At 47.6% G+C, this 24443-nt stretch carries 14 protein-coding genes; 2 read left to right on the forward strand and 12 right to left on the reverse strand.

Annotated features, from left to right (window positions below):
* Positions 1 to 4: 4 nt before the first annotated feature.
* A complete protein-coding gene (locus tag QFZ48_RS23970) occupies positions 5 to 1006 on the reverse strand; it encodes a carboxymuconolactone decarboxylase family protein (RefSeq protein WP_429063987.1) in 1002 nt (333 codons plus the stop codon).
* 329 nt (positions 1007 to 1335) lie between these two features.
* On the opposite strand from QFZ48_RS23970, the gene QFZ48_RS23975 reads away from it, so the two are divergent.
* Positions 1336 to 1485 (forward strand): helix-turn-helix domain-containing protein, encoded by a 150-nt coding sequence (locus QFZ48_RS23975; RefSeq protein WP_429065552.1) that lies wholly within the window; start codon positions 1336 to 1338, stop codon positions 1483 to 1485.
* Between the two features lie 26 nt (positions 1486 to 1511).
* Here the strand turns inward: QFZ48_RS23975 and QFZ48_RS23980 are convergent, their stop codons facing one another.
* From QFZ48_RS23980 to QFZ48_RS24005, 6 genes are all read right to left on the reverse strand, one after another.
* Complete coding sequence (locus tag QFZ48_RS23980) at positions 1512 to 2867, reverse strand: glycoside hydrolase family 27 protein (protein WP_429048863.1); 1356 nt, start codon at positions 2865 to 2867, stop codon at positions 1512 to 1514.
* Positions 2868 to 3036: 169 nt separating this feature from the next.
* Positions 3037 to 3996 carry a Dyp-type peroxidase gene (locus QFZ48_RS23985; RefSeq protein WP_429063989.1) on the reverse strand — a complete coding sequence of 320 codons (960 nt, stop codon included), beginning with the start codon at positions 3994 to 3996 and terminating at the stop codon, positions 3037 to 3039.
* 178 nt (positions 3997 to 4174) lie between these two features.
* Positions 4175 to 5728 carry a RagB/SusD family nutrient uptake outer membrane protein gene (locus tag QFZ48_RS23990; RefSeq protein WP_429048861.1) on the reverse strand — a complete coding sequence of 518 codons (1554 nt, stop codon included), beginning with the start codon at positions 5726 to 5728 and terminating at the stop codon, positions 4175 to 4177.
* 23 nt (positions 5729 to 5751) lie between these two features.
* Positions 5752 to 9006, reverse strand: a complete 3255-nt coding sequence (locus tag QFZ48_RS23995) for a SusC/RagA family TonB-linked outer membrane protein (protein ID WP_429063991.1) — start codon at positions 9004 to 9006, stop codon at positions 5752 to 5754.
* A 192-nt stretch (positions 9007 to 9198) separates the two neighbouring features.
* Entirely contained in the window at positions 9199 to 10263 is a 1065-nt protein-coding gene (locus QFZ48_RS24000; RefSeq protein ID WP_429063992.1) for a FecR family protein, read from the reverse strand.
* Positions 10264 to 10343: 80 nt separating this feature from the next.
* Positions 10344 to 10904 carry an RNA polymerase sigma-70 factor gene (locus QFZ48_RS24005; RefSeq protein ID WP_429063994.1) on the reverse strand — a complete coding sequence of 187 codons (561 nt, stop codon included), beginning with the start codon at positions 10902 to 10904 and terminating at the stop codon, positions 10344 to 10346.
* 271 nt (positions 10905 to 11175) lie between these two features.
* Here QFZ48_RS24005 and QFZ48_RS24010 point away from each other — a divergent pair, with 271 nt between their 5' ends.
* Positions 11176 to 13554, forward strand: coding sequence for an ABC transporter permease (locus QFZ48_RS24010; protein ID WP_429063996.1), 2379 nt, complete (start codon positions 11176 to 11178; stop codon positions 13552 to 13554).
* 39 nt (positions 13555 to 13593) lie between these two features.
* On the opposite strand, the gene QFZ48_RS24015 is transcribed toward QFZ48_RS24010, so the two are convergent.
* The 5 genes from QFZ48_RS24015 to QFZ48_RS24035 form a co-directional block, all read right to left on the reverse strand.
* The gene (locus QFZ48_RS24015) at positions 13594 to 14484 is read right to left on the reverse strand and encodes an MBL fold metallo-hydrolase (protein ID WP_429048853.1); all 891 of its coding nucleotides are present in this window, start codon (positions 14482 to 14484) and stop codon (positions 13594 to 13596) included.
* An 84-nt stretch (positions 14485 to 14568) separates the two neighbouring features.
* On the reverse strand, positions 14569 to 14769 hold the full coding sequence (locus QFZ48_RS24020; RefSeq protein WP_429048851.1) for a hypothetical protein: 201 nt from the start codon (positions 14767 to 14769) through the stop codon (positions 14569 to 14571).
* Positions 14770 to 14948: 179 nt separating this feature from the next.
* On the reverse strand, positions 14949 to 19562 hold the full coding sequence (locus QFZ48_RS24025) for an Ig-like domain-containing protein (RefSeq protein ID WP_429063997.1): 4614 nt from the start codon (positions 19560 to 19562) through the stop codon (positions 14949 to 14951).
* Between the two features lie 97 nt (positions 19563 to 19659).
* Positions 19660 to 21261: a RagB/SusD family nutrient uptake outer membrane protein gene (locus tag QFZ48_RS24030; protein ID WP_429063998.1), complete on the reverse strand. Its 1602-nt coding sequence runs from the start codon at positions 21259 to 21261 to the stop codon at positions 19660 to 19662.
* 17 nt (positions 21262 to 21278) lie between these two features.
* Positions 21279 to 24437, reverse strand: coding sequence for a SusC/RagA family TonB-linked outer membrane protein (locus QFZ48_RS24035; RefSeq protein WP_429064000.1), 3159 nt, complete (start codon positions 24435 to 24437; stop codon positions 21279 to 21281).
* Positions 24438 to 24443 lie beyond the last annotated feature (6 nt).

Raw genomic sequence — 24443 nt, forward strand, 5'->3', positions numbered from 1 at the left:
TTGCTCATTTTAGTTTTCTAAAGATCTCCGGTATTGTTTCTTTATCAATGCTCTCCATATCCACCAATTTTAGTGATTTTACCATCTTAAGCGTACTGGTTTTGTAATGCTGGAAGTGGGGTGTTTGTAAATGAGACCGGTAGGCCGCTTTGTTGGCATATATCTCTATAATCCTGAGTTGTGTTGGATTTAACTGCTGGAACATGGGGAAGATAGCAATTACGCCCGGTTCTATTTTTACCGATGCCGCTGCTTCCGTTTTCAGAATGGAGGTATATTCTTCCAGGTATTCCGGCACAATTTCAATTTCTGAAATCCGCACCATCATATCCGGTTCAATTACCGGAATAGCTGGCTCCGACAAGAGCTTTCGCAACGAATTTGCCTGGTTCCTCCCTACGCTTTTTTCTATCAGGCCGGCTACTTGTGCTAATTGTCCGGTTGTGATACCGGTGTTCATTCCCATCTTTATATGCGACTGCAACTGCGGCCCCACTCCCTGCATTGCCGCCAGGGCAGCAATGGTGACCAGTTCCCTTTGCTGGTAGGTCAGCACATCACTGTCGAAAACATCCGCAAAAAGATGCTCTTTCAAAAATGCGTCGATGCGTGGCGCAAACTCACCAAACCCTGGCGCCGGCCTTGCTTGCGGCATTTGGGTCAGCGTTTCCAGCACTTTCCGGCCCTGTTCATATTTGTTGCTGCTATCGCTGGTTAAAACAATTTCCTTTCCTTGTTTGTCACTAATGCCCTTCGTTTTTCTATCTTCCAGCACAGTCATGAACGTGGTTATGCCGTTCAAACTCCGGGGAAATCCGCAATAGGCGTAAAGCTGTACCAAAGCCTCCTTGATTTCGTTAATCGTTAGCCCGGCATCTAATCCGGCGTTCAGCTGCTCTTTTAATCCGTTTAAATCACCGGTGGCAGTTAAAGCGGAAACAGCTACCAGGCTTTGCTGCTGAACCGTTAATTCCTGACCGGTTAAATTGCGTTGTTGCGCGTTCATGTTCGTTGTACTTAGTATGAAAACAAAAAGAATTATTATTTGTAGAAAGATGCCGGTGTTACAGCGTCTTTCTGAAATATCTATATAATTCATAATCAGTATATTAATTTCAGCTTGTTCTGTTAACTGCTAAAGTCATTCACATTACAAATGTCGTTACCAGCCATTGAATTGCTTTATATAAAATACCGTTTTATTTACCAGTTTTACCGATTTACTTTCAGCTGGATGGTGGAAGGAAGGGGTTTTGTTAAATTTCAGGGGATATATGGGGTATACGCAGTTTTTCTGAAAAATATCAAATGTGGTGATATGAGATATGGCTGGTAATTGAAGAAGCCAATGGCCGGCTGTTTGATGCGAACAACGCAATTAACGATATATCCCTTCAGTTAGGATTTAAGTATCAGCAGCATTTTACGCGGTTATTTAAGCAAAAAACCGGTATAAAACCAAACGAGTTCAGGAATCTGAATTGACAAGACAGCCGGCCGGATCTGCCACACTATTTTTTCTCCTCAATACGATACAACCCTGCACCGTGACTGGCAATAACCGGTGAAAAAGTACCGGAAAAAGTGCCTGCTTTTTTATCGGACCAAAGGTCGGTAATCTTGCAGGAGCCGGTAATTCCGAGTGTACTCAGATCAACAGTAACAGGCATGGCCTGCGTTGAAGGATGGTCCGCGGTATTAAATACGGCGAGGTATTTGGCGCCAGTTGCCGGATCTTCGGCCATCCAGGCAGCTTTATCTTCTTCCGTAAAAAGCGGACGGTTGTTGGTACTGGTATTTAATACTTTCAGTACGTTTTTATTGGTGAGCAGGGACAAGGTAAAAGGATCATTGTCTGGCAGATTACCACCAAACATTAGCGGCGATTTAAAAATCGTCCATAACGTTATCAGGGTGTATTGCTCATCTTTTGTAAACCCGCTCATACGCGGATGTCCACGTTCCGCACGTATCCCGATGCGGCCGAGTGGGAGCATGTCGCCATCGGGATAAGCGCCGGGCGCTCTCCATTTATTCCAGCGCTCAAATACTTTAAAGTGTTCCTTTAATTGTTTCCAGTTGTCCCAGAAGTCGCCTACTGTGCGCCACATATTGGCGTATTGCTGAACATGCGCTGCGTGTTCAATTGGCGTTTCGCCGGGGGATGTGCTCAACACTATTTTCCGTCCGGTGCGGTCTATTGCTTTCCGGATCATTTCTATTTCACCCGCAAAATAAATAGGGGAAGACAGGTCATCTACTTTTACAAAGTCCAGTCCCCAATCAGCATACATTTCAAAAAGGGAATTGTAATACGCCTGTGCGCCTTCTTTTTCAGGGACAACGGTATACATATCGTGCAGCCAGAGGCACTGCCCCTCTTTTGAGTGGATATCAGCTGCTTTTACTGTGGTACCTTTCACGGGCGTATTTTCCATTACCGCTTTCACTGGTATTCCCCTCATAATATGAATACCAAACTTTAATCCTTTGCTGTGAATATAGTCGGCCAGCGGCTTAAATCCCTGGCCGTTTTTGGCAGATGGAAAGCGGTTTACTGCCGGAACAAATCTTCCGTATTGATCCATATTATATTCAGGATCTGTTTCATTATAGCCATGCGATTTATCGTTGCTGACATACCACCTGATGTCCACTATAATATATTCCCAACCAGATGATTTTAAGTATTTGGCCATGTAGTCGGTGTTGGCTTTTACCTCCGCCTCCGTTACCGTGGGGCCATAGCAATCCCAGCTGTTCCAGCCCATTGGCGGGCCGGGCGCCCATTTATGAAAGTCCTGGCTTTGTGCATGCTGCCTGAATAATATCGTGGCAAGGATGATAACCGCTGTTAATCGCATCATGTTAAATCTCTACGTGGTGATGACTAATGTGGAAGATGACTACCGAAGGGTGAAAATAAGAAAATTATAATTATAATTGTCAATTTAACACTTTATTTTTCAGTGCCAGGAACAACGGTCTCCGGAGGTAGATTATACACTTCAGCTGCATGCCGGTTAACAGATAAAATCACGCCGTGTCATCCGCAGTATATTGCTTTAAAATATCCATTGACGGGGCAAAGAAGAGGCTTCCGGTATGGGCAGTACTGAAATCAAGGATCCTGTCGTAGTTGCCGGCCGGCACCCCGATAAACATCCGTTCCAGCATTTTAAAGGTGGTGCTGAACGTATTTGCATAAGCAATGAAATAGGTGCCGACCTCATTTTTGCCGGGATTTCCAAAGGCCATATTATCCCTTACTATTTTCAGTTCATTACCATTGTCATCATCCAGGTTCGCTAATGCGCTATGGGAATTATCGGGTTTTATGTCGTCAGGCATCTCAATGTCACTGATCTTATAACGGCCAATTACTTTTTCCTGTTCTTCGGTAGTGAGCTTTGTCCAGCCGCCCATATTGTGCAGGTACTTCTGAACAAAAAGGTAGCTGCCTCCTTTATAAACAGGGTCTTCATCGCCCACCAGGGCGAAATACTGCCGGTCGTTACCCACCGGGTTTTCCGTGCCATCCACGAAGCCAAGAATAGAACGGCCATCCCAATACCTGAAACCATGTACTTCTTCCAAGCAATCTGCCACGGGTGATAATACGGCTGTTATGGCAATGAGCATATCAAAGCAGATGGACATGTCGGTTGACCGTAAGTGAAAATGCAGATCTCCGGGGGTGGCAACAGCGGTATGTTTTGCGCCCACCAGCGGTTCAAAATTTCTTAATTCCTTCGGAACAGGTTGGGGTAAAGATAGCTTCAGCCATGCCTCGTAACCAATACCCATTACGCAGGTGGCGCGGCCACCGGGCGCCCGTATGATGAAGGTGTGATTGAGATTAGCTACCAGGGCACAGAGCTTTTCGAAAGCAGGTTTAATTTCCATTCCCTCCTTAAACTTCCAGACCGCGAATATGGTGTTATTGTTGGGGTAGTCGGTGACGTTCTGTGATTCATGCGGTTTTGCACTGCTCATATTAAAAATGGCTTTTCGTTAATTTAAACGGAGGCCCGCTTTACAGGGGCCGTTAATAATTTACCAGTGACTTCAAAAATAAACATTGGCAACGAGATGCGCGTGTCAAATTCAGGAGATGCTAAAAAGAAAAAGCCCCGGAAATTATTCCGGGGCTTTTTCTTTTTATGTGATGGCTTTAATACCCGTCGTTTTGAATCAGTTCCGGCGCATTCCGGTCTATTTCCGTTTGCGGAATAGGCCAGAAGTCATAATTGGCCTTGTATTTAGTTTTGATAGTTGGTTGCAAAGGATTAGGTACAAAACCATCCAGTTTTTGCACCGCAATGCCCCAGCGTCTCAGGTCGAAATACCGGATGCCTTCCAGCGCAAATTCCACCCGTCTTTCATGACGGATCCGGTCGCGCATGGCTGCCTGGGATAACCCGGCTGGCAGGTCTGGCATATTGCTGCGGTTTCTGACTAGCTTGATGGCGGTATACACGGAGGCGTCCGGCCCGGTGGCTTCATTCTGCGCTTCTGCATACATGAGCAGAATATCGGCATAACGGAGCAGTACAAAGTCGTTGTCGTCTATAGTGCCGTAGTCGGGGTCAGTGAGACTGGGGTCCAGCCATTTTTTTACAGCATAGTAACCGGCCGTCCAGCTGTCTTTTCCGGGCGTGGCAATTGCCAGGGCGCCGGTGAAGGGCCATCCCTGTGCTTTGGTGTCGCCGGGGAAGAAGAACGTCAGGCGCATGCGCGGATCGCGGTTTTCAAACGGTTTTCCTTTCACGTATACGGCCGAGGAGGCGGTGTCTTTACCATCTGCTGCTTCGTATTCATTGATCAGGTCCTGCGTGCCCTGTTCTCCTTTCCAGCGCTGGAGATTTACAGAAATAGCCACATCCTGGTGCAGGATGTTGGGACGCTGGTATTTTACGGAGAACATAATTTCTTTGCTGTTGTTCTGATCGGGCTTATAAAAGTTGCCGGCATAGCTGGCAAGGAGACTGAACTTGTTGCCCGTCATAATTTCCTTGGCCAGTGCGGCCGCTTCTGCATAACGCTTCTGAAAAAGGAGCACTCTTACTTTGTATCCCTGGGCAGTAGCTTTTACGGCGTGTCCATTGGTATAACCGGCATCTGGCAGCGAGGCGATAGCCAGATCCAGGTCGGCCAGCACCAATTTTAATACTTCTGCCCGGTCGGATTTAGCCCTGGTGGATTTATAGTCTTCCTTGAAAGGATCATCTGTAAAGATGATGGTGTTGCCATAGAGCTGCGCCAGCCAGAAGTAGTTAAATGCCCGCAGGAAATAGGCTTCTGCTTTATATTTTGTTAGCTGGTCGCCGCTGAGCACTTTATCTACGTTCGCCAGGAAAGAATTGGCTGCCGCTATTGCCTGGTAGCAGTTACTGTAATAAGAGTACACAAAATCGCCGGATTGAGGAGTAATGCCGGAAGTAAGGGCGTTTAAACCTCCTCCGTAATTATATTGGCCATAGGAATCGTCGGTGAAATTATCCCAGGCGAAAACGGTAAACTGTGAGGTAGCATAGCCTCCGCTGTTGGCGTAGAGGTAGTTGTACAGGCCGGTGAGCGCCTTATCCGCATCCTCAGGTGTTTTCCAGAAAAAAGCTGATGCCAGTTTATCCGGAGGCGTTACATCCAGCAGATCCTTGTTACATCCGCTGCACAATATAAAGGCCGTAGTGGTGATTGTTACTATTAATTGCTGAAACTTTTTCATAACTGAATCTTTTAACAGAGAAATTAAAACTGAACCATGGCGCCAAACGTGTATGTTTTGGTTTGCGGATAAGTAACATAGTTACCGTCTCCTACACGCTCGGGATCAAGCCCCGGAAATTTGCTGATCGTAAATACATTTTCAGCGGTGAAAAACACCCGCAGCGATTTCATGCCTATCCTGGCGATGGTGGCAGCGGGCAGGTTGTAGCCCAACTGTACATTTCTGAGTCTGAGGAAAGAAGCATCCTTCAGGAAATAAGTGGAGGCATAGTTCTGAACAGGAGCATATCCGTCGGCAACATATATTTTAGGCATGGTGGTGCTGGGGTTGTCCGGCGTCCAGCGGTTCCGCCAGTCTGTTGTAGGTACAGAACCCTGCCGGAATGGTTCTATTCCCCATCCGTTGACATAAATCTTTTGTCCCTGCGAAGCATAGAATTGTGCGCTCAGATCAAAGTTTTTCCACGAAGCGCCAAGATTGAATGCATACTGGAAACTAGGATATTTCCCGTTTGTATAAGTGCGGTCTTTATCATCAATCACACCGTCGCCATTCACATCTTTAATTTTGAGGTCGCCGGGGGTGGCGTCTACAGGTTGTTTGGGCGATTTGGCAATTTCATCTGTGCTCTGGAAGATACCATCCCACTGGTAAAGGTAGTATTCATCCAAAGGATGTCCTTCTTCCCGGATGGTAGTACCACTGATCTCGCGTTTGCCAAATTCTTCCAATACATTTTTATAACGTTGGAAATTAGCGCCGATATACCAAGTAAAGTTTTTGCCGATCTTATCGTTGTATTGCACGTTGAATTCAAATCCTTTGTTTCTCACCGCTCCGTTATTGATAATAGGTGCGGCTAATCCCAGCCACAGGGGCACCTGGGAGCTGCGGAGGATATCAAAGGTGTATTTATTGAACCAGTCGCCGGTAAAGGTAAGCCGGTTATCGAACGCGGTGAGATTAAGACCAATATCCAGCACGCGGGTAGTTTCCCAGGTAAGGGTGGGATCTATAATCTGGCTGCCGGTAAACCCGGTGGAAACGTTGGAGCCGAAAGCATAGGGTCTGTTATCGAGTGTGGACTGATAAGGATAGGTACCGATGTTCTGGTTGCCCAGCTGTCCCCAGGAAGCGCGTATCTTCAAATCGTTTATCCAGGAAATATTTTTCATAAAAGATTCTTCCGAAGCGCGCCATGCACCGGAAAATGAATAGAACAATCCCCAGCGGGTATCTGAAGGCAGCCGGGAAGTACCATCGTATCTGACGCTGGCGCCGAAGAGGTATTTATCTTTATAATCATAATTCGCATTACCATAAAAAGAGCGGATCGCCCAGGTGCCGGAGGTACCGTTATTGGCCTGGCCTTCTGTAGGCCCTGCATTCAGTTCTCTCAAAAAATTGGTGGGAAACTGCGTGCGGCTGGCGTTGAGGGTATCGGCTTTGTTTTGCTCTTGCTGATAACCTGCCAGTGCGGAGAGGTTATGGTCGCCGAATTTATTTTTGTAGGTCAGCTGGCTGTAATAAACGGTGTAGATATTGCCGGTATTACCCACTGTCAGCCCCGGAGTGCCATCATCAAGTAATCCGGCGGGGCTCATGTCGCTGAAATAATAGGTAGGTATAACGGGTCTGAAATCACTGTATTTGTAGTTGCCGTAATTCATGCCTGCCCTGTTTTCCCATTTTAGTCCATCTACGATATCCACATCGAGGGAGAGATTTCCCTGTGCGTAGTAGTCGTTTGTCTTCACCCGGATATCTTCATCTACAATGGCTACAGGGTTTTTATTACCCAGTTCATTGGAGTAGGCTTTTTTAATCCATTTTCCATCGCTGGAGGCAGGGTAGAGGGGCGACTGTGCCAGTGCAGACAGAAACATGTCGCCTGCACCGTTTTCAGGATATTTCCTGTCGGCGTACCGCATCTGCACATTGGTACCGATGGTCACCCTTTTATTAATGCGGGAGCTGAGGCCCAGGTCCAACGTATATTTTTTGTAGTCGAAGCCGATCAGTACACCTGGCTGGGTGCTGATACCCAAACCAAGACTGTAAGTAGTACTTTCTTTCCCCCCGCTCATGTTCAGGTAATGGTTCTGGGTATATGCGGTGCGAAAGATATCATCCAGCCAGTTGTGATTAGGATATTTCACACGGTCGGTGGCCTGTTGGTATAAATCAATCTGTTGCTGGGTATAGAGCGGCGCCAGACCGGAATTAGTGCGGGCTTCGTTGGACAGTTGCATGTATTCTGCCGAGTTGGAAATCGTCTCCGGCAGTTTGGTTGCCTTCGAAACACCGAGGTTATACCCGTAAGTCAGCGAAAAACCGCTGCGTCCTTTTTTTGTTTTCACCACAATTACACCGTTGGCGCCGCGGGAGCCATAAATGGCGGCGGAGGCGGCATCTTTCAACACAGAGATAGATTCGATGTCGTTAGGATTTAAAGCGCTCAGGCTTCCCGGTAAACCATCTATCACAACGAGCGGGTCGTTACCTGCGCCGCTGAAGGTACTGATGCCGCGAATGCGTAATTGGATATTTTCATTTCCCGGTTCGCCTGAGCCCTGGGTTACCTGCAATCCGGGTAATTGTCCCTGTAACAGCGATGCCGGGTTGGTGGCTACCCGTTTGTTCAGCTCTGCGCCGGAAATGGTGGCCACCGCACTGGTGAGTTTATGTTTTTCCTGTGTGCCGTAACCTACTACCACCACTTCATTTAATCCCGATACATCTTCTTTCAGGATAATATTGAAGGAAGACTGACCGGCAACAGGTACTTCCTGCCTGAGAAAACCGATGGCAGATACCACCAGGATCGCGTTTTCCGGTACCTGGAGCGTAAATAACCCTTCCGGCGTTGTTAATGTACCGATGGTGGTTCCTTTTACCTGCACGGTCATGTTGGGCAGCGGACGGCCTTTTTCATCCACTACCTTTCCGCTGATCTTTTTGGTTTGTATCCGCTCGCCGGCGTTTTTGAATACCACCATGCTGTTATCCAGGATGGTATAATGAAGACCGGTTTTGAGCGCTACCGCATCGAGTACGTCGCGGATATCCACTTTTTCCATGGTGAGACTGAGCCTGGGTGTTTTCTCTGTTTCGTTGTTGCTGTAATAAAACGTGTAGGTCGTTTTTTTCTCGAGATAGCGGAATACTTTCTCAATATCTGCGTTAACGAAGGAAACGGATATCGTATTCTGCGAAAACCCTGCTGCAGTGGCCTGGAAAAACAGCAGGAACAATACACCGGTAAATTTGATCATTAGAAATAATTTTCGTCCATTGCAATGTAAGGCGAACGTGGTTTGTTTTATTGCTATTTTCATAACCTGGAAGTGAGCTTATAAATCAATAAATCTGGATTCTGTGGAGGTCCGTAACGGAAGTTCCGGGCATAGCGGGTCCGCTAGGGAGGTCGCTCCCCAATTATGATACTATTTTTCATAACTTCTGGTTTACTTGATTGTCACTATATCATCCTGAATGGAATAATTGAATGGTTGAATATTCTGGAGTACCTCCAGCAGCTTTTCAATAGAAATATTATCTGCCCGTCCGGAAAATCTTAATGTGGCCAGTTGTTCATTCTCGATGATAATTTTGACACCATACCAGCGTTCCAGTCGTTGTGAAAGCGCCTGCAGCGACTCGTTACGGAATATGAGTTGATTATTCATCCAGGCAGTTTCCATCACATGAATAGTATCTGTTGATGAAAGAACAGATAGTGGCTGACGTTCAATTTTTGTTAGTTTATTATTACCTGGTCCGGTGGTGCTGCTATTTTTTTCTGCAGGATCGTTGATTGTTTTCCGGAGAATTACTTTTTGGTTGGGCGTAACCTTCAGCACTTTATTTTCATCCGCCACGGTTACTTCTACGGCCCCTGAAATCACCGATGTTTCTTCAAAATCCTCTTCTTTATAGGACCTGACGTTAAATGCGGTACCCAGTACCCTGATATCCATTTTCTGCGCGTGGATGATAAACGGGCGGTTAGGCGCCTGCTTTATATCAAAATATGCTTCCCCGCTGAGGTATACTTCCCTTTTGGCTTTATCCAGTTTTTCCGGGTACTTTAAAGTGCTGCCGGCGTTGAGCCAGATAATGCTGCCATCAGATAACCGGATCTTTGTTTTCATACCGGCATCGGTAGACACGATCTTATACCCGGGATGTTGCTGATACAGGTAAATAAAGGTGAGCATGGCGGTTATGCCCAGCATGGCTACGGCTACTGACAACTGGTATTTATAGGCCTGCAGGAACTTTTTGCGGGAGCTTTTCCCGGTTAAAGCCGGTTCGGCAGTGATAGTTCCCATCACCTTATCTATCAGCGCGTCCGTATGCGCATCTTCGTCAGTGGCCGGTATTGTTTTAAAAGACAGCTGGTCCAGCTGTCCCGCCCGGAGCCAATCTCCCGGATGCTCCAGCAGGAGCTTGTCCAGTTCCGTTTTTTCTTCGGAGGAAATCTCACCGCTCCAATGCAGTGCCAGTAATTCCCATAATCGTTTGGTCATTTACAGAAAGTATGATTTCAGTTGATTCCCTATTAAGACAACGCAAAAAAGGAAAACAATTAAACCGGGTAGAAAAAAAATCAGGAATAAGAATATTGGATGGAGGAACCCAGTGCTGCCCATATTTTTTTCAGGGCGATGGTCATCTGTACATTTACGGTAGCCTTGGAGAGATCCAGTAGGGTGGCCACCTGTTCATAGGAGAGTCCTTCTTCTTTTACGAGAATGAATATCTGGCGGCAGCGGAGGGGTAAGGAACTGATGGCGGCATTGATATACGACAGCTGTTCTTTACTGATCATAATGTCTTCGGGATTTTTGGAGGTTACCCGGTTCACCTGGATTTCCCAGGCGGTATGGTGCGTCGTGCGGCGGCCATTGCTTTTCAGATAATTGAGCGCCGTATTTTTGACGGCCTTAAAAAGATAATACCGGATGTCGTCAGGGGCAGTTGCCAGCAGTCTTTGTTGCCATATTTTGATAAATACATCTGCCACAATTTCTTCTGCTTCTGCCTCATTACCAACAATATTACCCGCAAAATGTTTCAGGGAAGGAGTGAATGCCTTCATCATTTGTTTAAACGATGAAAGATCCCCTGTTACCCAAAAAGAAGTATAATCGTGGTTTTGACTGCTCATAATAATGACCAAACCAAGTTACCCCTTCTTTAGATAAGTACACTATGCAGGATTACCTAATTTTGATATTATATTATCATAAGTGATGATTCCGGCCTTTTAGTATTATCCTGGTGTTCAAAAGCGGACATTTTCTGTCCCAAAAATGAACAAACCGGTATTTATGACGCAGCCACATCGTTGTAAATCAAGCAAATAGGTATCCGGCATTGTCTTGGGGTAACATTCCCGCAAATCCTGTACGTTGCAGTCCGGGAATCATCAATGCATTATGATCAGAAATTTCTTCAAAGTCGTTTGCCGGAACCTGTTGCGTAACAAAGGTTTTTCAGCCATCAATATTACGGGCCTTGCTGTGGGCATGGCTGCTGCAATCCTTATTCTCCTGTGGATACAGGATGAAAGGAGTTACGATGGGTTTCACGCCAACAAAGACAGGATATACGAAGTATGGAATCGCGTGCCCATTGATGGAAAGGTCTCTTACTGGAATACAGTATCTGCATTAACAGCCCGTGCGGTGGAAAAAGATCTGCCCGAAGTAGAGCGTGCGGTGAGGGTAGGTTCCAATAATGCGTATCTTCTTTCCGTAGGGGATAAAAAAATAATAAAGTCCGGCATCCTGGTGGATACCGGTTTTTTTCAGATGTTCAGCTTCCCCATGCTGAAAGGTGATCCTGCTACTGCGCTGAATGATGTGCATTCGGTAGTGCTTACCGAAAAAACGGCAAAAAGTTTATTTGGCAGTGAAGATGCCATGGGGAAGATCATTAAAATTGAGAATAAAGATAACTTCACTGTTACCGGTATTTTAAAAGATCTGCCTGGCAATACCAGATTCGATTTTGAATACCTCTTACCATGGTCATATTTAAAATACAGGGAAGGCACGGATTTAGGCTGGAGCGATAACAGTACGCCTACTTATGTACTACTGAAGCCCAATGTAAGTTATGCTGCTGCAGCAGCTAAAATAAAAGATTTAAAGCAGCATTACAGTGATGAGGCAAAAACAATGAAATGGGAGATGTTTATTTACCCGCTTGAAAGGTGGCGATTGTATTCGAGCTTCAGCGATGGCGGGGAAGATAATGGGGGCCGCAGCACATTCGTGAAAATATTCAGTATTATCGCGGTGTTGATATTGTTAATTGCCTGTATCAATTTTATGAACCTGAGCACTGCCAGAAGTGAAAAGCGGGCGAAGGAGGTAGGCATACGAAAAGTAGTGGGGGCACAGAAGAGTTCCCTTATCAGCCAGTTTATCGGGGAATCTGTTTTTATCTCATTTCTGGCCGGAATAGTGGCGATCCTTATTGTTCAGATAAGCCTGCCCTTTTATAGCCAGCTTACGGATAAAAAACTGTTTATAGATTTCGGCAACATCTATACCTGGATAGGGTTTATTGGGTTTATTCTCTTTACGGGTTTGCTGGCCGGCAGTTATCCCGCGTTCTTCCTTTCCTCTTTCCAGCCTGTTAAAGTATTAAAGGGCACGTTTAAAAAAGCGAATGCGCTGGTAACGCCACGGAAAATACTGGTGGTATTACAGTTCACATTCGCCACCGTTCTTATCATCTGCACTATTATTGTAAAGCAGCAAATCGACTATGCCCGTGACCGGGAAACAGGTTATAATAAAGATAACCTGGTGTATCATTTCATGACGGGTGATATATCCAAAAACTATGCACTGATAAAAAATGAATTGCTGGAATCAGGTGTTGCGAAGTCGGTTACCAGAACAAATTCCCCCCTTACGGAACGGTGGAGCAATGGGTGGGGCCAGAACTGGCAAGGAAAGGACCCGAATGATAAAACATCTTTCGACCGGTATTTAGCGGATGAGGGATTGGGCGCCACCGCGGGGTTACAGTTTATTGAAGGCCGTGATTTCGACCTGAAAAAATTCCCCACCGATTCAACCGGGCTGATTGTAAATGAGTCGTCGCTGAAAGTATTGAAGTTCAAAGATCCGATTGGAAAAGTAGTAAATGATCTTGGCATCGACTGGCACATTGTAGGGGTTATTAAAGATTTTATTCTTACCAGTCCTTATGAGCCAACAAGACCGATATTGATCTGCGGCGCCAAAAGTGCTTTTATGAATTTCCAGGTGGTGCAGATGAAGTTAAACGGGGATCATTCTACTGCTCAAAATCTTAAAAAGGTGGAGGCTATTTTCAGCAAGTATAACCCCGATTATCCGTTTGAGTATAAATTTGTAGACGAAGCTTATGCGAAGAAATTTGATAATGAACAACGCCAGGGAACTTTAGCTGCTTTATTTGCGGGGCTGACCATTTTTATATCCTGCCTTGGTTTATTTGGTCTTGCTACCTATATGGCGGAAAGCAGGATCAAGGAAGTGGGGGTGCGGAAGGTACTAGGTGCTTCTGTCACCGGCATCACTACTTTATTAGCGAAAGATTTTGTAAAGCTGGTGATTATTTCATTTGTGATAGCAGCGCCATTATCCTATTGGAGTATGTATAAATGGCTGCAGTACTATGAATACCGCGTGGCCATTCACTGGTGGGTATTCGCACTTGCGTGCATTTTATCAGTAGCAATTGCCATAGTAACGGTCAGCTACCAGGCGATCAAAGCGGCTTTGATGAACCCGGTGATAAGCCTGAGAAAGGAATAAAGGAAAGAGCGTTTGTCAGGCTGTGGATGAACATCGCTCTTACCACTTCATTTCCCCGGTGTTTACTTTCGCGCCTATCTGCAGGGCGGTTTCAAAAGTAAGTTCAGGATATTTGGCTTTTAACGCCGCTATCAATGCCTCCGAAATTTTATTGCTTTTCAGCGCTTCTCCGTAAAACTGTATATAGTTTTTGGTGTGCGTTACAGCAGCCATGCTGAAGGGAGTTCCTGCTTTGGCATGGGCAGGCACCACGATGGCCGGATGAAGTGCCGCTATTTTGTCTAACACTGCCAGCCATTCTTTGCGGGCATCTTCACTGGCTGAATCTGCCATCCAGAGATGAAAGCTGGTGCCAAATACATTTATTCCGCCAACAACGGCCTTAATAGATGGTATCCATACAAAAGTCCGCGATGGAAATTCCTCCAGTCCGGTAACTACTAATTTTTGTCCTTCCAGCTCAATGCTGTTCCCTTCGACCACCTGCGGAATGATAACGCTGGAAGTAATGCTGTTCCCCAATCTTTCACCCCATACTGCCAGCTTTTTTTGTGCCGTGGCTTTGATATGTGCTACCGTTGCGGGGGAAGCATAAGCATTTACAGATGGAAAGTATTTTTTGAATACTTCCAGGCCAAAGTAAAAATCAGGATCGCCATGGGAAACATAAATAGTGGTTAAATTTTTACCGGATGCCTTTATTTCCTGTGCTACTTTTTCAGCATCAGCCAATGTAAACTGTGCATCTATCAAAACAGCATCTGTTTTTCCTGATACGATAACAGATGCCACGCCAAAGCTGTTCTCGGAAGCGTTGTATACCTGCAGCTTTAAACCATTAGCTTCAATAGTAGTGAAGCTTTGCGCCTGTATGTCCATTTTGAAAAAATTTAAAGTGGTCAATAATGCTATAGAAATGATTCGTTTCATTTTTTTGTTTTTGGGATGATATGCCAATATCCGTTCCTCCTGAAACAAAAAATTGAACAAGTTCAATAATAATGGGAAGCCCTATTATTTCTGACCAGCTATCTTCCTCCTGATTTTACTCAAAAATTCATGACTTACGCCCAAATAAGCTGCAATCTGCAGGTTGGAGAGGCGTTGGTAAAGCTGGGGGTATTTTTCTATGAAGTCGATGTAACGCTGATCAGCCGTTTTACTCAGGCTGTCGATCATCCTGCGTTGTAAAGCCACATGCGTTTTTTGGGTCATTACCCGGAATAGCTTTTCTATTTTGGGCAGGTTGATATAAGCGGACTGCGCTGCTTACGCAAGGTAATTAATTCCCGCAGATAATAGAGTAGGGGGGCTTTTCAAGAAATTGTAACAGGTATGTAATAACGCAAAGAGCCCGGGGCATGGCCCCAGGCTCTTTATCAAACAATCAATACCTACTGCACCAATAGCTTGAAGCTGCTCACTAGTCCTTCTCCTTTCAGGGTCAGAATGTACAGTCCTTTTGCAGGCTTCTTTGCATTATGCAACCGGTAAAGCGTTGTGCCTTTCTGCGTTATAATCACCTCGTGATGTATAACCCTGCCGGCCATATCGGTCAGCGTAGCCGCGATCCGGCTGCCATTGTAATTGGTCAGGCGGATGTTGATATCACTTTGTACAGGATTGGGATAAGCGCTTACGGTAATGCCGTTTTTAGTGGCGGATGCATCATGGCCGGTTTGCATGAGATTGGTGGTGCGTAACATGCCTCCGCCGGCCGGTTTCACGGTTAGGCAGAAATCATCCAGGTACAGGATGCCCGCTGCGCCGGATTTTGATGACCAGATGTTGAAGTTGGCAGTACCCGCCGGAACCACTACGCTTTGCGTATACTCCGTATAAGCGGTAGCGGTAACAGTTGATTGTGCGGTGGCCAGTTTCACATAGGAAGCATTCTGGAAATCGAGGCTGAAGCCTGCCCATGCGGGTCCGCCGGATACTTTGGCCCATGCGGTAAACACGATGGTATCGCCGGCGGCGAAACTGAATACAGGTACGCGTCCTACGCCACCCTGACCGGTAACGGCTACTGCTTTTAAACCACTGTGGGCATCTGTAGTGATGGTAGCAGCGTTGTTGATATTACTCCATCCTACGAGGCTGCTTTCAAAGCCGTTGTTGGAAATTTGTCCGCATTGTCCCTGGCTGATCACCGTTACGATGCTGCTGTCTTTGTAACTTCCTTCCTGCGTTCCCCCCCTGATCACGGCGGTACCAATGGCTACTGCTTTCACCGCGCCGGTGGTGGCGTTTACGGTGGCGATGGCCGGGTTGGAGCTGGTCCATGCCATGTTCTGGTTGCTGGCGTTGGCTGGAGTGGTGGTGGCCGTTAGCGTATATGAATCGGCTACGCCAATAGTAACGCTATCCGGCGTAACATTCACGCCGGTAACTGCTACCGGCGGCGTTACGGTAACGGTGGTGGTAGCTGTTTTCCCGCCCTCTGTGCTGGTAGCGGTAATGGTGGCGGTGCCCAATGCCACGCCGGTAACTACGCCTGATGCGTTAACCGTCGCAATAGCCGTGTTGGAAGAGGTCCAGGTAACTGTTTTAATGGTAGCATTTGCAGGCAGTATGGTCGCGGTTAATGCTTTGGTATAACCCATGGCCACAGATGCCGGATCAGGTGCAATGGACAGGCTGGTAACATCTACCACATCAGCTACGGTCACACAGAAATCATCGAGATAAAGTTTCCCGGCACTGCTGGCTTTGTAGGTCCAGATGTTCACCCTCGCTGTGTTGGGAGGCGTAGCCCTTACTACGCTGAACAGTTTGTAAGAAGAAGTATCAGTTACGCTGAACTGATCCGCGGTGATTTTATGATTGGCGGAATCTATATAGTCGATCCCAAAACCTGCCCATGCGGGAAGATCAAGGATCTTTGCCCATGCAGAAAAGGTGACGGCCTTTCTGCCGGCCACCGGCATCAGTACGGTAGTGCTAACACCGCCTTCTCCGGAAATCACGGCTGCTTTGGTGCCGCTATGCGCCTTGTTGGCCACAATGGCGGCAGGTGGGAGCCCGTTGATAATATCCCCTACAATCATCCAGTTATTAAGGCCGCCTTCAAAGCCATTGTTAGGCAATATACCACATACGCCTGCACTCACTACGGTAATAACTTTAGTAGCGGTGATGCCTTTGGTACCGGTAATACCACCTTTTGCTGTTGTGGCAGTAATGGTAACGGTACCAGGTGCAACGGCCGTCACCAGGCCACTGTTGTTTACTTTGGCAATAGTGGTATCGGAAGAACTCCAGGTCAATACTTTATTACTGGTATTCAGCGGCGTGAATACCGCGCTTAGCATTACGGTATCGCCTGCGCCTACAGATGCTGTGCCGGTAATGTTGAGCGCTGTGGGCGCTACGTTATAAACAATCATAGTGGCAGTGGAGGTGTAGCCGCTATCCTGCGCCGTAGCAGTGATCACCGCAGTACCATGCGAGATGCCGGTAACCAGCGGCGTATCTATGGCCACTTTTGCAATAGTGGTATCGGAAGAAGTCCAGCGCAGTGTTTTGTTACTGGCATTGGCGGGCGTAATCACGGTTACCAGCGGCACGGTGCTACCCACGCCTATTGAATCGGGATTAGGCGTGATAACGATGCCGGAAACGGCAACAGGTGTAGTGACAGTTACACTTGCCGAAGCTGTTTTACTGCCATCCTGGGAGGTTGCGGTAACCAGTACAGGCGTTGCCGTTACAGCAACTCCTGTGATAACGCCCGTGCTATCGTTTACTTTTACTTTAGTGGTATCTCCCGAACTCCAGGTTACTTTTTTATTACCGGCCCATGCAGGTGCCACGTAAGCGGTTAATGTAGCACGATTGCCCACTGCTACCGACACGGTAGCGGGACTCACCGTAATGCCGGTTACAGGACCGGCTACGGTTTCTCCTGTATATATGCCGTTACCGGCGCTGCCCATAAATACTCTTCCGTAAATACGGCGGTCAGCCGCTAAATTCCGTGGCACACTGATAGCCGGATTAGCTACCACTGTCCAGGTAGCGCCGTTGTTATCGGAACGGAAAATGCTGTTGGGAATGCTATCCACGGTGCCCACCACATAAATAGCCGGATCATTTACTGCGGCCTTTCCAATGGCCATCAGTTTGGCGGATTGCACTTTGGTGATCTTTGTGAAGTCGGCGCCCGAATTGGTGGAGTGATACAGGCCGTTGCCTTCTATCGACACCCATATGTCGCCTTCCTTGCCGGGAGTGGTTTCTACTTTTACAAACGCTACATTTTGCACGTTTGGAAGGTTAGCGTATTTCTGAACGAATGTTAATCCACCATCTTCACTCACCATCATCTTACCAAAAAAATACAGGTAGAATTTATTACCATTTACTTTATCAGCCGCCAGGGGATTCATATCCGGTGGTACGGTGAAAATGGAGCCGGTCACGCCAAAAGTGCCGACGGCGCTGGTAGTAATGGAATTTATTTTCGCCCAGTTATTCCCCCTGTCCACCGAACGATAAGTATATCCGCCCTGCGTGGTCCAGATAATGGTTTCGCTGGTGGCCGATACGGCTACCCTGCCGCCGGTCATGCCACCGGGGCAAACCCATTGTGTATAATGCAGTCCTCCATCAGTGGAGTAGCCGCCTAAACCGGTGCCTGACCAGCCTCTGCGGCCCACTCTCACAATGAAGTTGGGATTGGTTTCCTGGATGGCGGCGCCAGTCATATGCACTCCCTGGGAATTAAAATATTGAAAATCGTCGGAGATAGCTTTCGCCGGGGGATTGGTGAGGGATTTGTGATCAAAGCCCGCCACATCGGCGGTAACCGTTAGCAGCAAATTGTTGCCGGAAGGCGGACAAATCAATGGCCCTGTTACCACTACTTCCTCATGTCCTGCGGCGCGTACTTTCCACACCGAAGCATCCGACCAGATGTTAGTGCCCTGGTAGGCATTTAACAGGTCGGCCATCCATACCTGTGTGGAATCAAACGGATCCCAGGCTAAATCGATGATAGTGTTTCCTATGGTATTGCCGCCATGAAAAGGCACTTCGCTGAAATCGCGCGTGCCTTTTACAGGTGTCCAGCTGGAACCGCCGTTGTTGCTTTTATACATTGCACCGGTAAATGCATCGATATTGGTGATGATCTGGTTGCTGTTATTCGGATTTACTTCCACGCTGGTAAAACTGCCGCTATAAGGTGGGGTAATCGTACTCCAGGCAGTGCCATTCCATTTGTATACTTTGCTATTGCCGGCGGCATATAAAATACCACCGCCGCGCAGCACGCCTCTCCTCAAACCAGCGGGACTGCCGGGCATCAACGAAAACGAAGCGCCGGCATCATTACTTACATATACACCATTCAGATTGGCGATGTATAATCTTTTTGTAAGTCCGCCAAGTGTTCCGCCGCTGGTATCAAATACAATAAAGCGGCCATGCAGCGTATCGATTTTTGTAAATAAGCTGCCGCCGTTCACACTCCTGTAGGTACCATTGGTGGTTTCATTGGCACTGGCCGGAAAGCGGGTAGTAACATATACCACGTTGCTGTTGTTCGGATCTACTACCAGCCGCGCCCCGTTTCTTTTTTCCTCCACGTTGTTGGGATCCAGCCAGATGGGCATATTCAGATCCGTCCAGGTAGTACCCCGGTTGGTGGACTTCATAATAGTACCGGCGCTGCCGGTACCTTTGGGCATGGAAACGTAAAGAATATTGCCCGTGGCATCATTAGGCACGAAGGCCAGGTTGCCGGCCGATGATGGCCAGTACACCGCCGGAAGGCCGTTCAACAGACCTTCCCAGCGTTGTGTGCTTTCATTCCAGCGATAAGGGTTTCCAACATCAGTGGTAATAAAACGGAGGCTGGGTACTAACGGGTGCGCCTGTACGCTGGAAACCAGTCCGCCGCCCCCAATGCGGACGGCGGACCAGTTATAGGTTTGGGCAATGGATAGTAGGTTACAGCCAAGGGTTAACAACCCTGACAGAAATAGTGGTTTGCTCCATTTCATGGTAGTAATTTTTACATAAGTGGAATTGAAGGATAGTAACGGCTAACGAGCTATAAAATATTTCCTGCCGGTGGTTGTGCCCTGCTGTTTTTATAGATTAATTCCAGCCATTGCTGATAGCTTTGGCTACATTCGGATTGTAATTTTTTTCTACATCGGGAATAGGCAGCAGGAGGTGTTTATCCTGGAATGGCTGTGTGCCGGTGCCAGGTTCTGCGGCCTTTTCCGCGTTGATAGTTTGTTTGATAATACCCCAGCGCAACAGATCGAAATAGCGGGCTTGTTCACCGCATAATTCCAGCTGCCGTTCGCGCATCAGTATCTTCATCGCGTTTGCTTTATCGCCCAGCGTGGTATATAAAAATGCGTGCGAGCGGGAACGTATGCTGTCGATCAGCGCCAGTGGTGCACTGCCTGTATTCCCTTGCTGGATCTGCGCTTCAGCCAGCATCAGCATTACGTCTGCGAAGCGGATCACCTGCCCGTTGATAGGGCTTTTAGGATCGCCATATTTTTCCATAAGATTGTAGTACTCATATTTCTTCCAGCGATAATCGCCCTGCGGATCGTTGGTGTCAAACGGATACGCCTTTGCACCGGTAGCGCACTGCTGGCAGTATTCGGTTTCTCCTCCGGAGGCAGCGGTGCCGTAGAAGGTGGATTTGGCACGGGGATCTGTATACGGCAGGCCGTTTGCAGGATTCGTGTAAGTAAATGCTTTTACAGCGGCGTTGCTGATGTATACATTCTTCCAATCATTCCAGCCATATTCCATGGCACGGCCTGAATGTGTTTGTTTACCTACCTGTTCAGCGCCATTGCCAAACATATAGTAAGGAGAACCAATGCCCCAATCGGTCCACTGTTGGTTCATGATCTGGAAGATGTTTTCCGTTGAGTTCTGGTTGGTAGTGCTGAAAAGATTATCAAAAGAAGGATCGAGCTGGTAGGTGTACGGTGCACCCATCAGTTTTTGAAGTTCTGTTTGTGCAGGCACCCATTTTTTCTGGTAGAGGTATACTTTGCCAAGTAAGGCGGTGACAGCGCCTTTGGTGGCCCGGCCCAATTCTGCGTTAGGATATACAGTGGGCAATTCGGCAGTGGCCTGCGCTTCTGTGAGGTCTTTTTCTATTTGTTTCCACACATCCGCAGCAGGGCTTCGGGATAAATAGTTGTTGTTAACGGTAGACTGATAGTCGACGTACAGTGGTACATCTCCCCATAATGTTACGAGGTGAAAATATGCATATGCCCGCAGGAACTTTACCTCTGCGAGGTACTGATTTAATTTTGCGCGATCGTTGGTAGCGGTGGGATTCCAGGCTGCGGCGCGGTCAATCACCAGGTTGGTTCTGAAGATCATCCGGTACAGGGAGCCCCATAAAGAGCTGAGATCTGCATTGCTGGTACCAAAGCTATAGTCGCCCAGTTCCTGTTCTGCGCCCTGCAAAAAGCTGGCACGTTTGGCATCATGTCCCAGCAGGTCGAAAATAAAGTAGTACTCCCGCGCCCATAATCCCGGATGGAGTAATGTGGCGTAACTGGCCACGGTAGCTTGGTTGAGCGCACTGATGTTGGTAAAATAAGTATCGTATGCGTAGGCGCTTTGATCCACCAGTTCGAGGCGTGACTTTTTGCATCCCTGTGCAACGGTGACCAGTGCGGCGGTTAGTAGCAAATGATATATATACTTCTTCATAAAATACTTTTTAAAAATTAAAACCCTAATTGAATACCTGCCAGGAAAGTCTTTGGTTGAGGTACCTGTCCCTGGTCAATACCACGTGCAAACAGGTAGTCGCCCGATATTTCCGGATCGTAGCCGGTGTAATTCGTGATGGTGATCAGGTTTTGCGCTGCCACATAAATGCGGAGTGATTTAACAGTGCCTTTAGTCATAGTACTTAACATGGCCAATGGTGCGTTGTAACCAATGGTAATGTTTCTCAGACGCAGGTAGCTGCCATCTTCCAGCCACCAGTCGGACGGACGGAGATTGCCATTGCCGGTAGCATTTTGTCCGATTCTTGGCAAAGCCGCTACATCACCGGGTTTACGCCATCTGTCGAGTATGTCGGTAGAAGCGTTGTGACCCGTGGCCATAATGCTGGTATTTAATTTTAAGCCGTTCAGGAGTTTTAATCCGCTGATACCGGAGAGTACCAGGTTCAGGTCGAAGTTTTTATAAGCTACGCCGGCGTTGATACCATAAATGTATTTCGGAATGGCATTGCCAAGTATTTCCTGGTCTTTCGCGTTAACGACACCATCGCCGTTGATATCTTTATAGATAAAATCTCCGGGTAACAATCCATCCTGGTACTTAGCGTTTGCCTGGCCTGTTTTTTTAGCCGCTTCCTGGTCCAGTGCGGTGATTTCCGCGGCATCCCTGGCCACATGATCCATCCGGTAGCCATAAAAGGAACCGATAGCATAACCGGCAGCAGTATACGTGGTAGCTGGCACTGGTGTAAAGGCGCCGGCCTGGATAGGTGCGGAGAACTGATCGCCCAATGACAATACTTTGTTGCTGTTGATAGACCCGTTTACGCTTACATTATAGCTGAAATTATTATTGATCTTGTCCTTATACCCGATGGTAAGTTCAAAGCCTTTATTTTGCGCATCGGCTGCATTCACCGTTTTCTTTGGCTGGGTGCCGGTAGGGCTTACGCCAATACTGGCCGGCAGGAGGGTGGTAACCAGCAGGCCGGTACTTTTACGGTTGTACCAATCAGCTTCAATGGTCAGGCGGTTATTTAAAAATGCCAGGTCGATGCCGATATCAGTTTGGGCCGTTTGTTCCCATTTCAGATCGGGGTTATTTAACGTGGTAAGCGTGGTGCCGGAAACAAATGTTTCGTTACTGCCAAAGGAATATACCAGTGAGCCTCCGGGAGTACCCTGGTAAGTTTTCGACGTATTCAGGAAGTTGGGAATGCTGTTGTTACCGGTTTGTCCCCAGCTGGCGCTGAGTTTACCATCCGATAACACGGGGAATGCCTTCTTCATAAATCCTTCCTCTGAAAAGCGCCATGACACGCCCGCTGCGGCGAAGTTACCATAACGGTTGTTGGCACCGAAGTTGGAGGCACCATCCCTGCGATAGCTGGTGGTGAGGATATACTTATCATCAAAAGTATAGTTCAACCGGCCGTAATAAGAGATCACCGAAGGGCGGGCATAATTGGAATAGGAGTTGGTAACCGATTGGGAAGAAGCTACGCCCACGTTGGTAATATTATCGTTAGGCTGACCAGTACCTCTGATAGTAGAGCCATTGGTGATTCCCGGATCGATATAACTTTGTCCTGCTATTAAAAAGAGCTGGTGTTTACCGTGTACTTTATCGTACGACAGGTAGTTTTCCAGCATATAATAAGAGTTCTCTGTAAAGCCCAGCATCGACTGGCGGGCCTGGTTCAGGAAGTTGGACGACTGGTACTGTTGCTGGTAACTGTTGTTCCGGTTGGTGTTCACTTCTGCTGCAAACTGCGAGCGGAATTTCAGTCCGTCGATGATGCGTACCTCACCGGACAGCTGCGGAAAGAAGGCCAGTGATTTGCTCGTTTGACTTTTCATGGCAATATCCTGCAGGGGGTTGCTGGCGTTGCTGTAGTCGTCGATGTTGGACAGGATAGAGTAGCCACCCTGTATATTTGGGTCCAGTATGGGTTTATAGGGCGCGTACTGGATGGCGTTGATGATGCTGGCATAATTGCCGTTGCCCACATACTGCCTGAATATCAGGTTCTGTGTAAACCGGAAGCGTCCCAGTATTTCTTCCAGTCCTACGCGGGCCTGAAATCTTTTGTTGGTAGCGTTGGTGATGATAGCCTGCTGATTGATATAGGTGGCAGATACAGAGTAGTTCACTTTTTCCCCGCCGCCGCTGATATTGAGATCGTGTTCAGATACAAGTGCATTGCGGAAAGTTTCGTCCTGCCAGTCGGTGCTGTCCTGTAATACCGCCGCTGTATTGAACTTCGCCGGGAGTACGGCGTTTTTGGTAGCGGCGAGGTCTTTCAGCGCATCTACATATTGCGCGGCATTGAGGAGGTCCAGTTTTTTCCATGCTTTGGCTACACCCCATTGGGAAGTAAAGCTAACGCGGGGAGGTCCGGGCTTTCCTTTTTTGGTAGTGATGATCACTACGCCGTTGGCAGCTGCAGAACCGTAGATAGCGGTTGAAGACGCATCTTTCAGGATGGTGATGCTTTCTATATCCTGGGGATTGAGTGTATTAAACAGGTTTTTTGTTCCCTGGATACCATCAACTACATACAGGGGATTGATGTCGGTGAAACTGCCTGTACCGCGAATGATGATCTGGGCATCTGCACCGGCGGCGCCGCTGTTTTGTACCACCTGTACGCCGGCTGCTTTGCCGATGAGCAGCTGGGAAGGGTTGGTGGCATTTACTGCACCGGCTTCTTTTACGGTCACCACGTTAAAGGCGCCTACCACATCTTTTTTCCGGGCGGTACCATAGCCGATAACGATGAAATCGCTCAGGGCTGCTACCGTTTTCACGAGGCGTACCGAAAAAGTTAATGTGGCGCCTGGCTTGAGACTGACATTATTGAGTTGTTGTGTTTCAAAACCCATGTAAGAAACGCTGAGTAAATATTTGCCTTCCGGTGGTAATCCCGAGAAACGGAATACGCCGTTGCTGTCGGTGATTACGCCGGCCGAATACTTTGTTTTTTCATTCAGCGCTACAACGGAGGCATTGGGGAGGAGTTCGCCCTGATCGGTGCGCACCGTTCCGGTTACCTGCAGGCGGCCCTGGGCCTGAGAAGACATCGATACACCTCCTAACAGCATGCATAGCAGCAGGAGTAAACGCCATTTTGGTCGATAAAACATTTTCATAACTGG

Origin of the sequence: Chitinophaga sp. W2I13, assembly GCF_050434005.1 — a bacterium.
Classification (GTDB): Bacteria; Bacteroidota; Bacteroidia; order Chitinophagales; family Chitinophagaceae; genus Chitinophaga.

Coding starts and splice junctions, on each gene's coding strand:
- QFZ48_RS23970 (WP_429063987.1), bottom strand. CDS start 1,006: ATGAACGCGCAACAACGCAATTTAACCGGTCAGGAATTAACGGTTCAG.
- QFZ48_RS23980 (WP_429048863.1), bottom strand. CDS start 2,867: ATGATGCGATTAACAGCGGTTATCATCCTTGCCACGATATTATTCAGG.
- QFZ48_RS23985 (WP_429063989.1), bottom strand. CDS start 3,996: ATGAGCAGTGCAAAACCGCATGAATCACAGAACGTCACCGACTACCCC.
- QFZ48_RS23990 (WP_429048861.1), bottom strand. CDS start 5,728: ATGAAAAAGTTTCAGCAATTAATAGTAACAATCACCACTACGGCCTTT.
- QFZ48_RS23995 (WP_429063991.1), bottom strand. CDS start 9,006: ATGATCAAATTTACCGGTGTATTGTTCCTGCTGTTTTTCCAGGCCACT.
- QFZ48_RS24000 (WP_429063992.1), bottom strand. CDS start 10,263: ATGACCAAACGATTATGGGAATTACTGGCACTGCATTGGAGCGGTGAG.
- QFZ48_RS24005 (WP_429063994.1), bottom strand. CDS start 10,904: ATGAGCAGTCAAAACCACGATTATACTTCTTTTTGGGTAACAGGGGAT.
- QFZ48_RS24010 (WP_429063996.1), top strand. CDS start 11,176: ATGATCAGAAATTTCTTCAAAGTCGTTTGCCGGAACCTGTTGCGTAAC.
- QFZ48_RS24015 (WP_429048853.1), bottom strand. CDS start 14,484: ATGAAACGAATCATTTCTATAGCATTATTGACCACTTTAAATTTTTTC.
- QFZ48_RS24020 (WP_429048851.1), bottom strand. CDS start 14,769: ATGACCCAAAAAACGCATGTGGCTTTACAACGCAGGATGATCGACAGC.
- QFZ48_RS24025 (WP_429063997.1), bottom strand. CDS start 19,562: ATGAAATGGAGCAAACCACTATTTCTGTCAGGGTTGTTAACCCTTGGC.
- QFZ48_RS24030 (WP_429063998.1), bottom strand. CDS start 21,261: ATGAAGAAGTATATATATCATTTGCTACTAACCGCCGCACTGGTCACC.
- QFZ48_RS24035 (WP_429064000.1), bottom strand. CDS start 24,437: ATGAAAATGTTTTATCGACCAAAATGGCGTTTACTCCTGCTGCTATGC.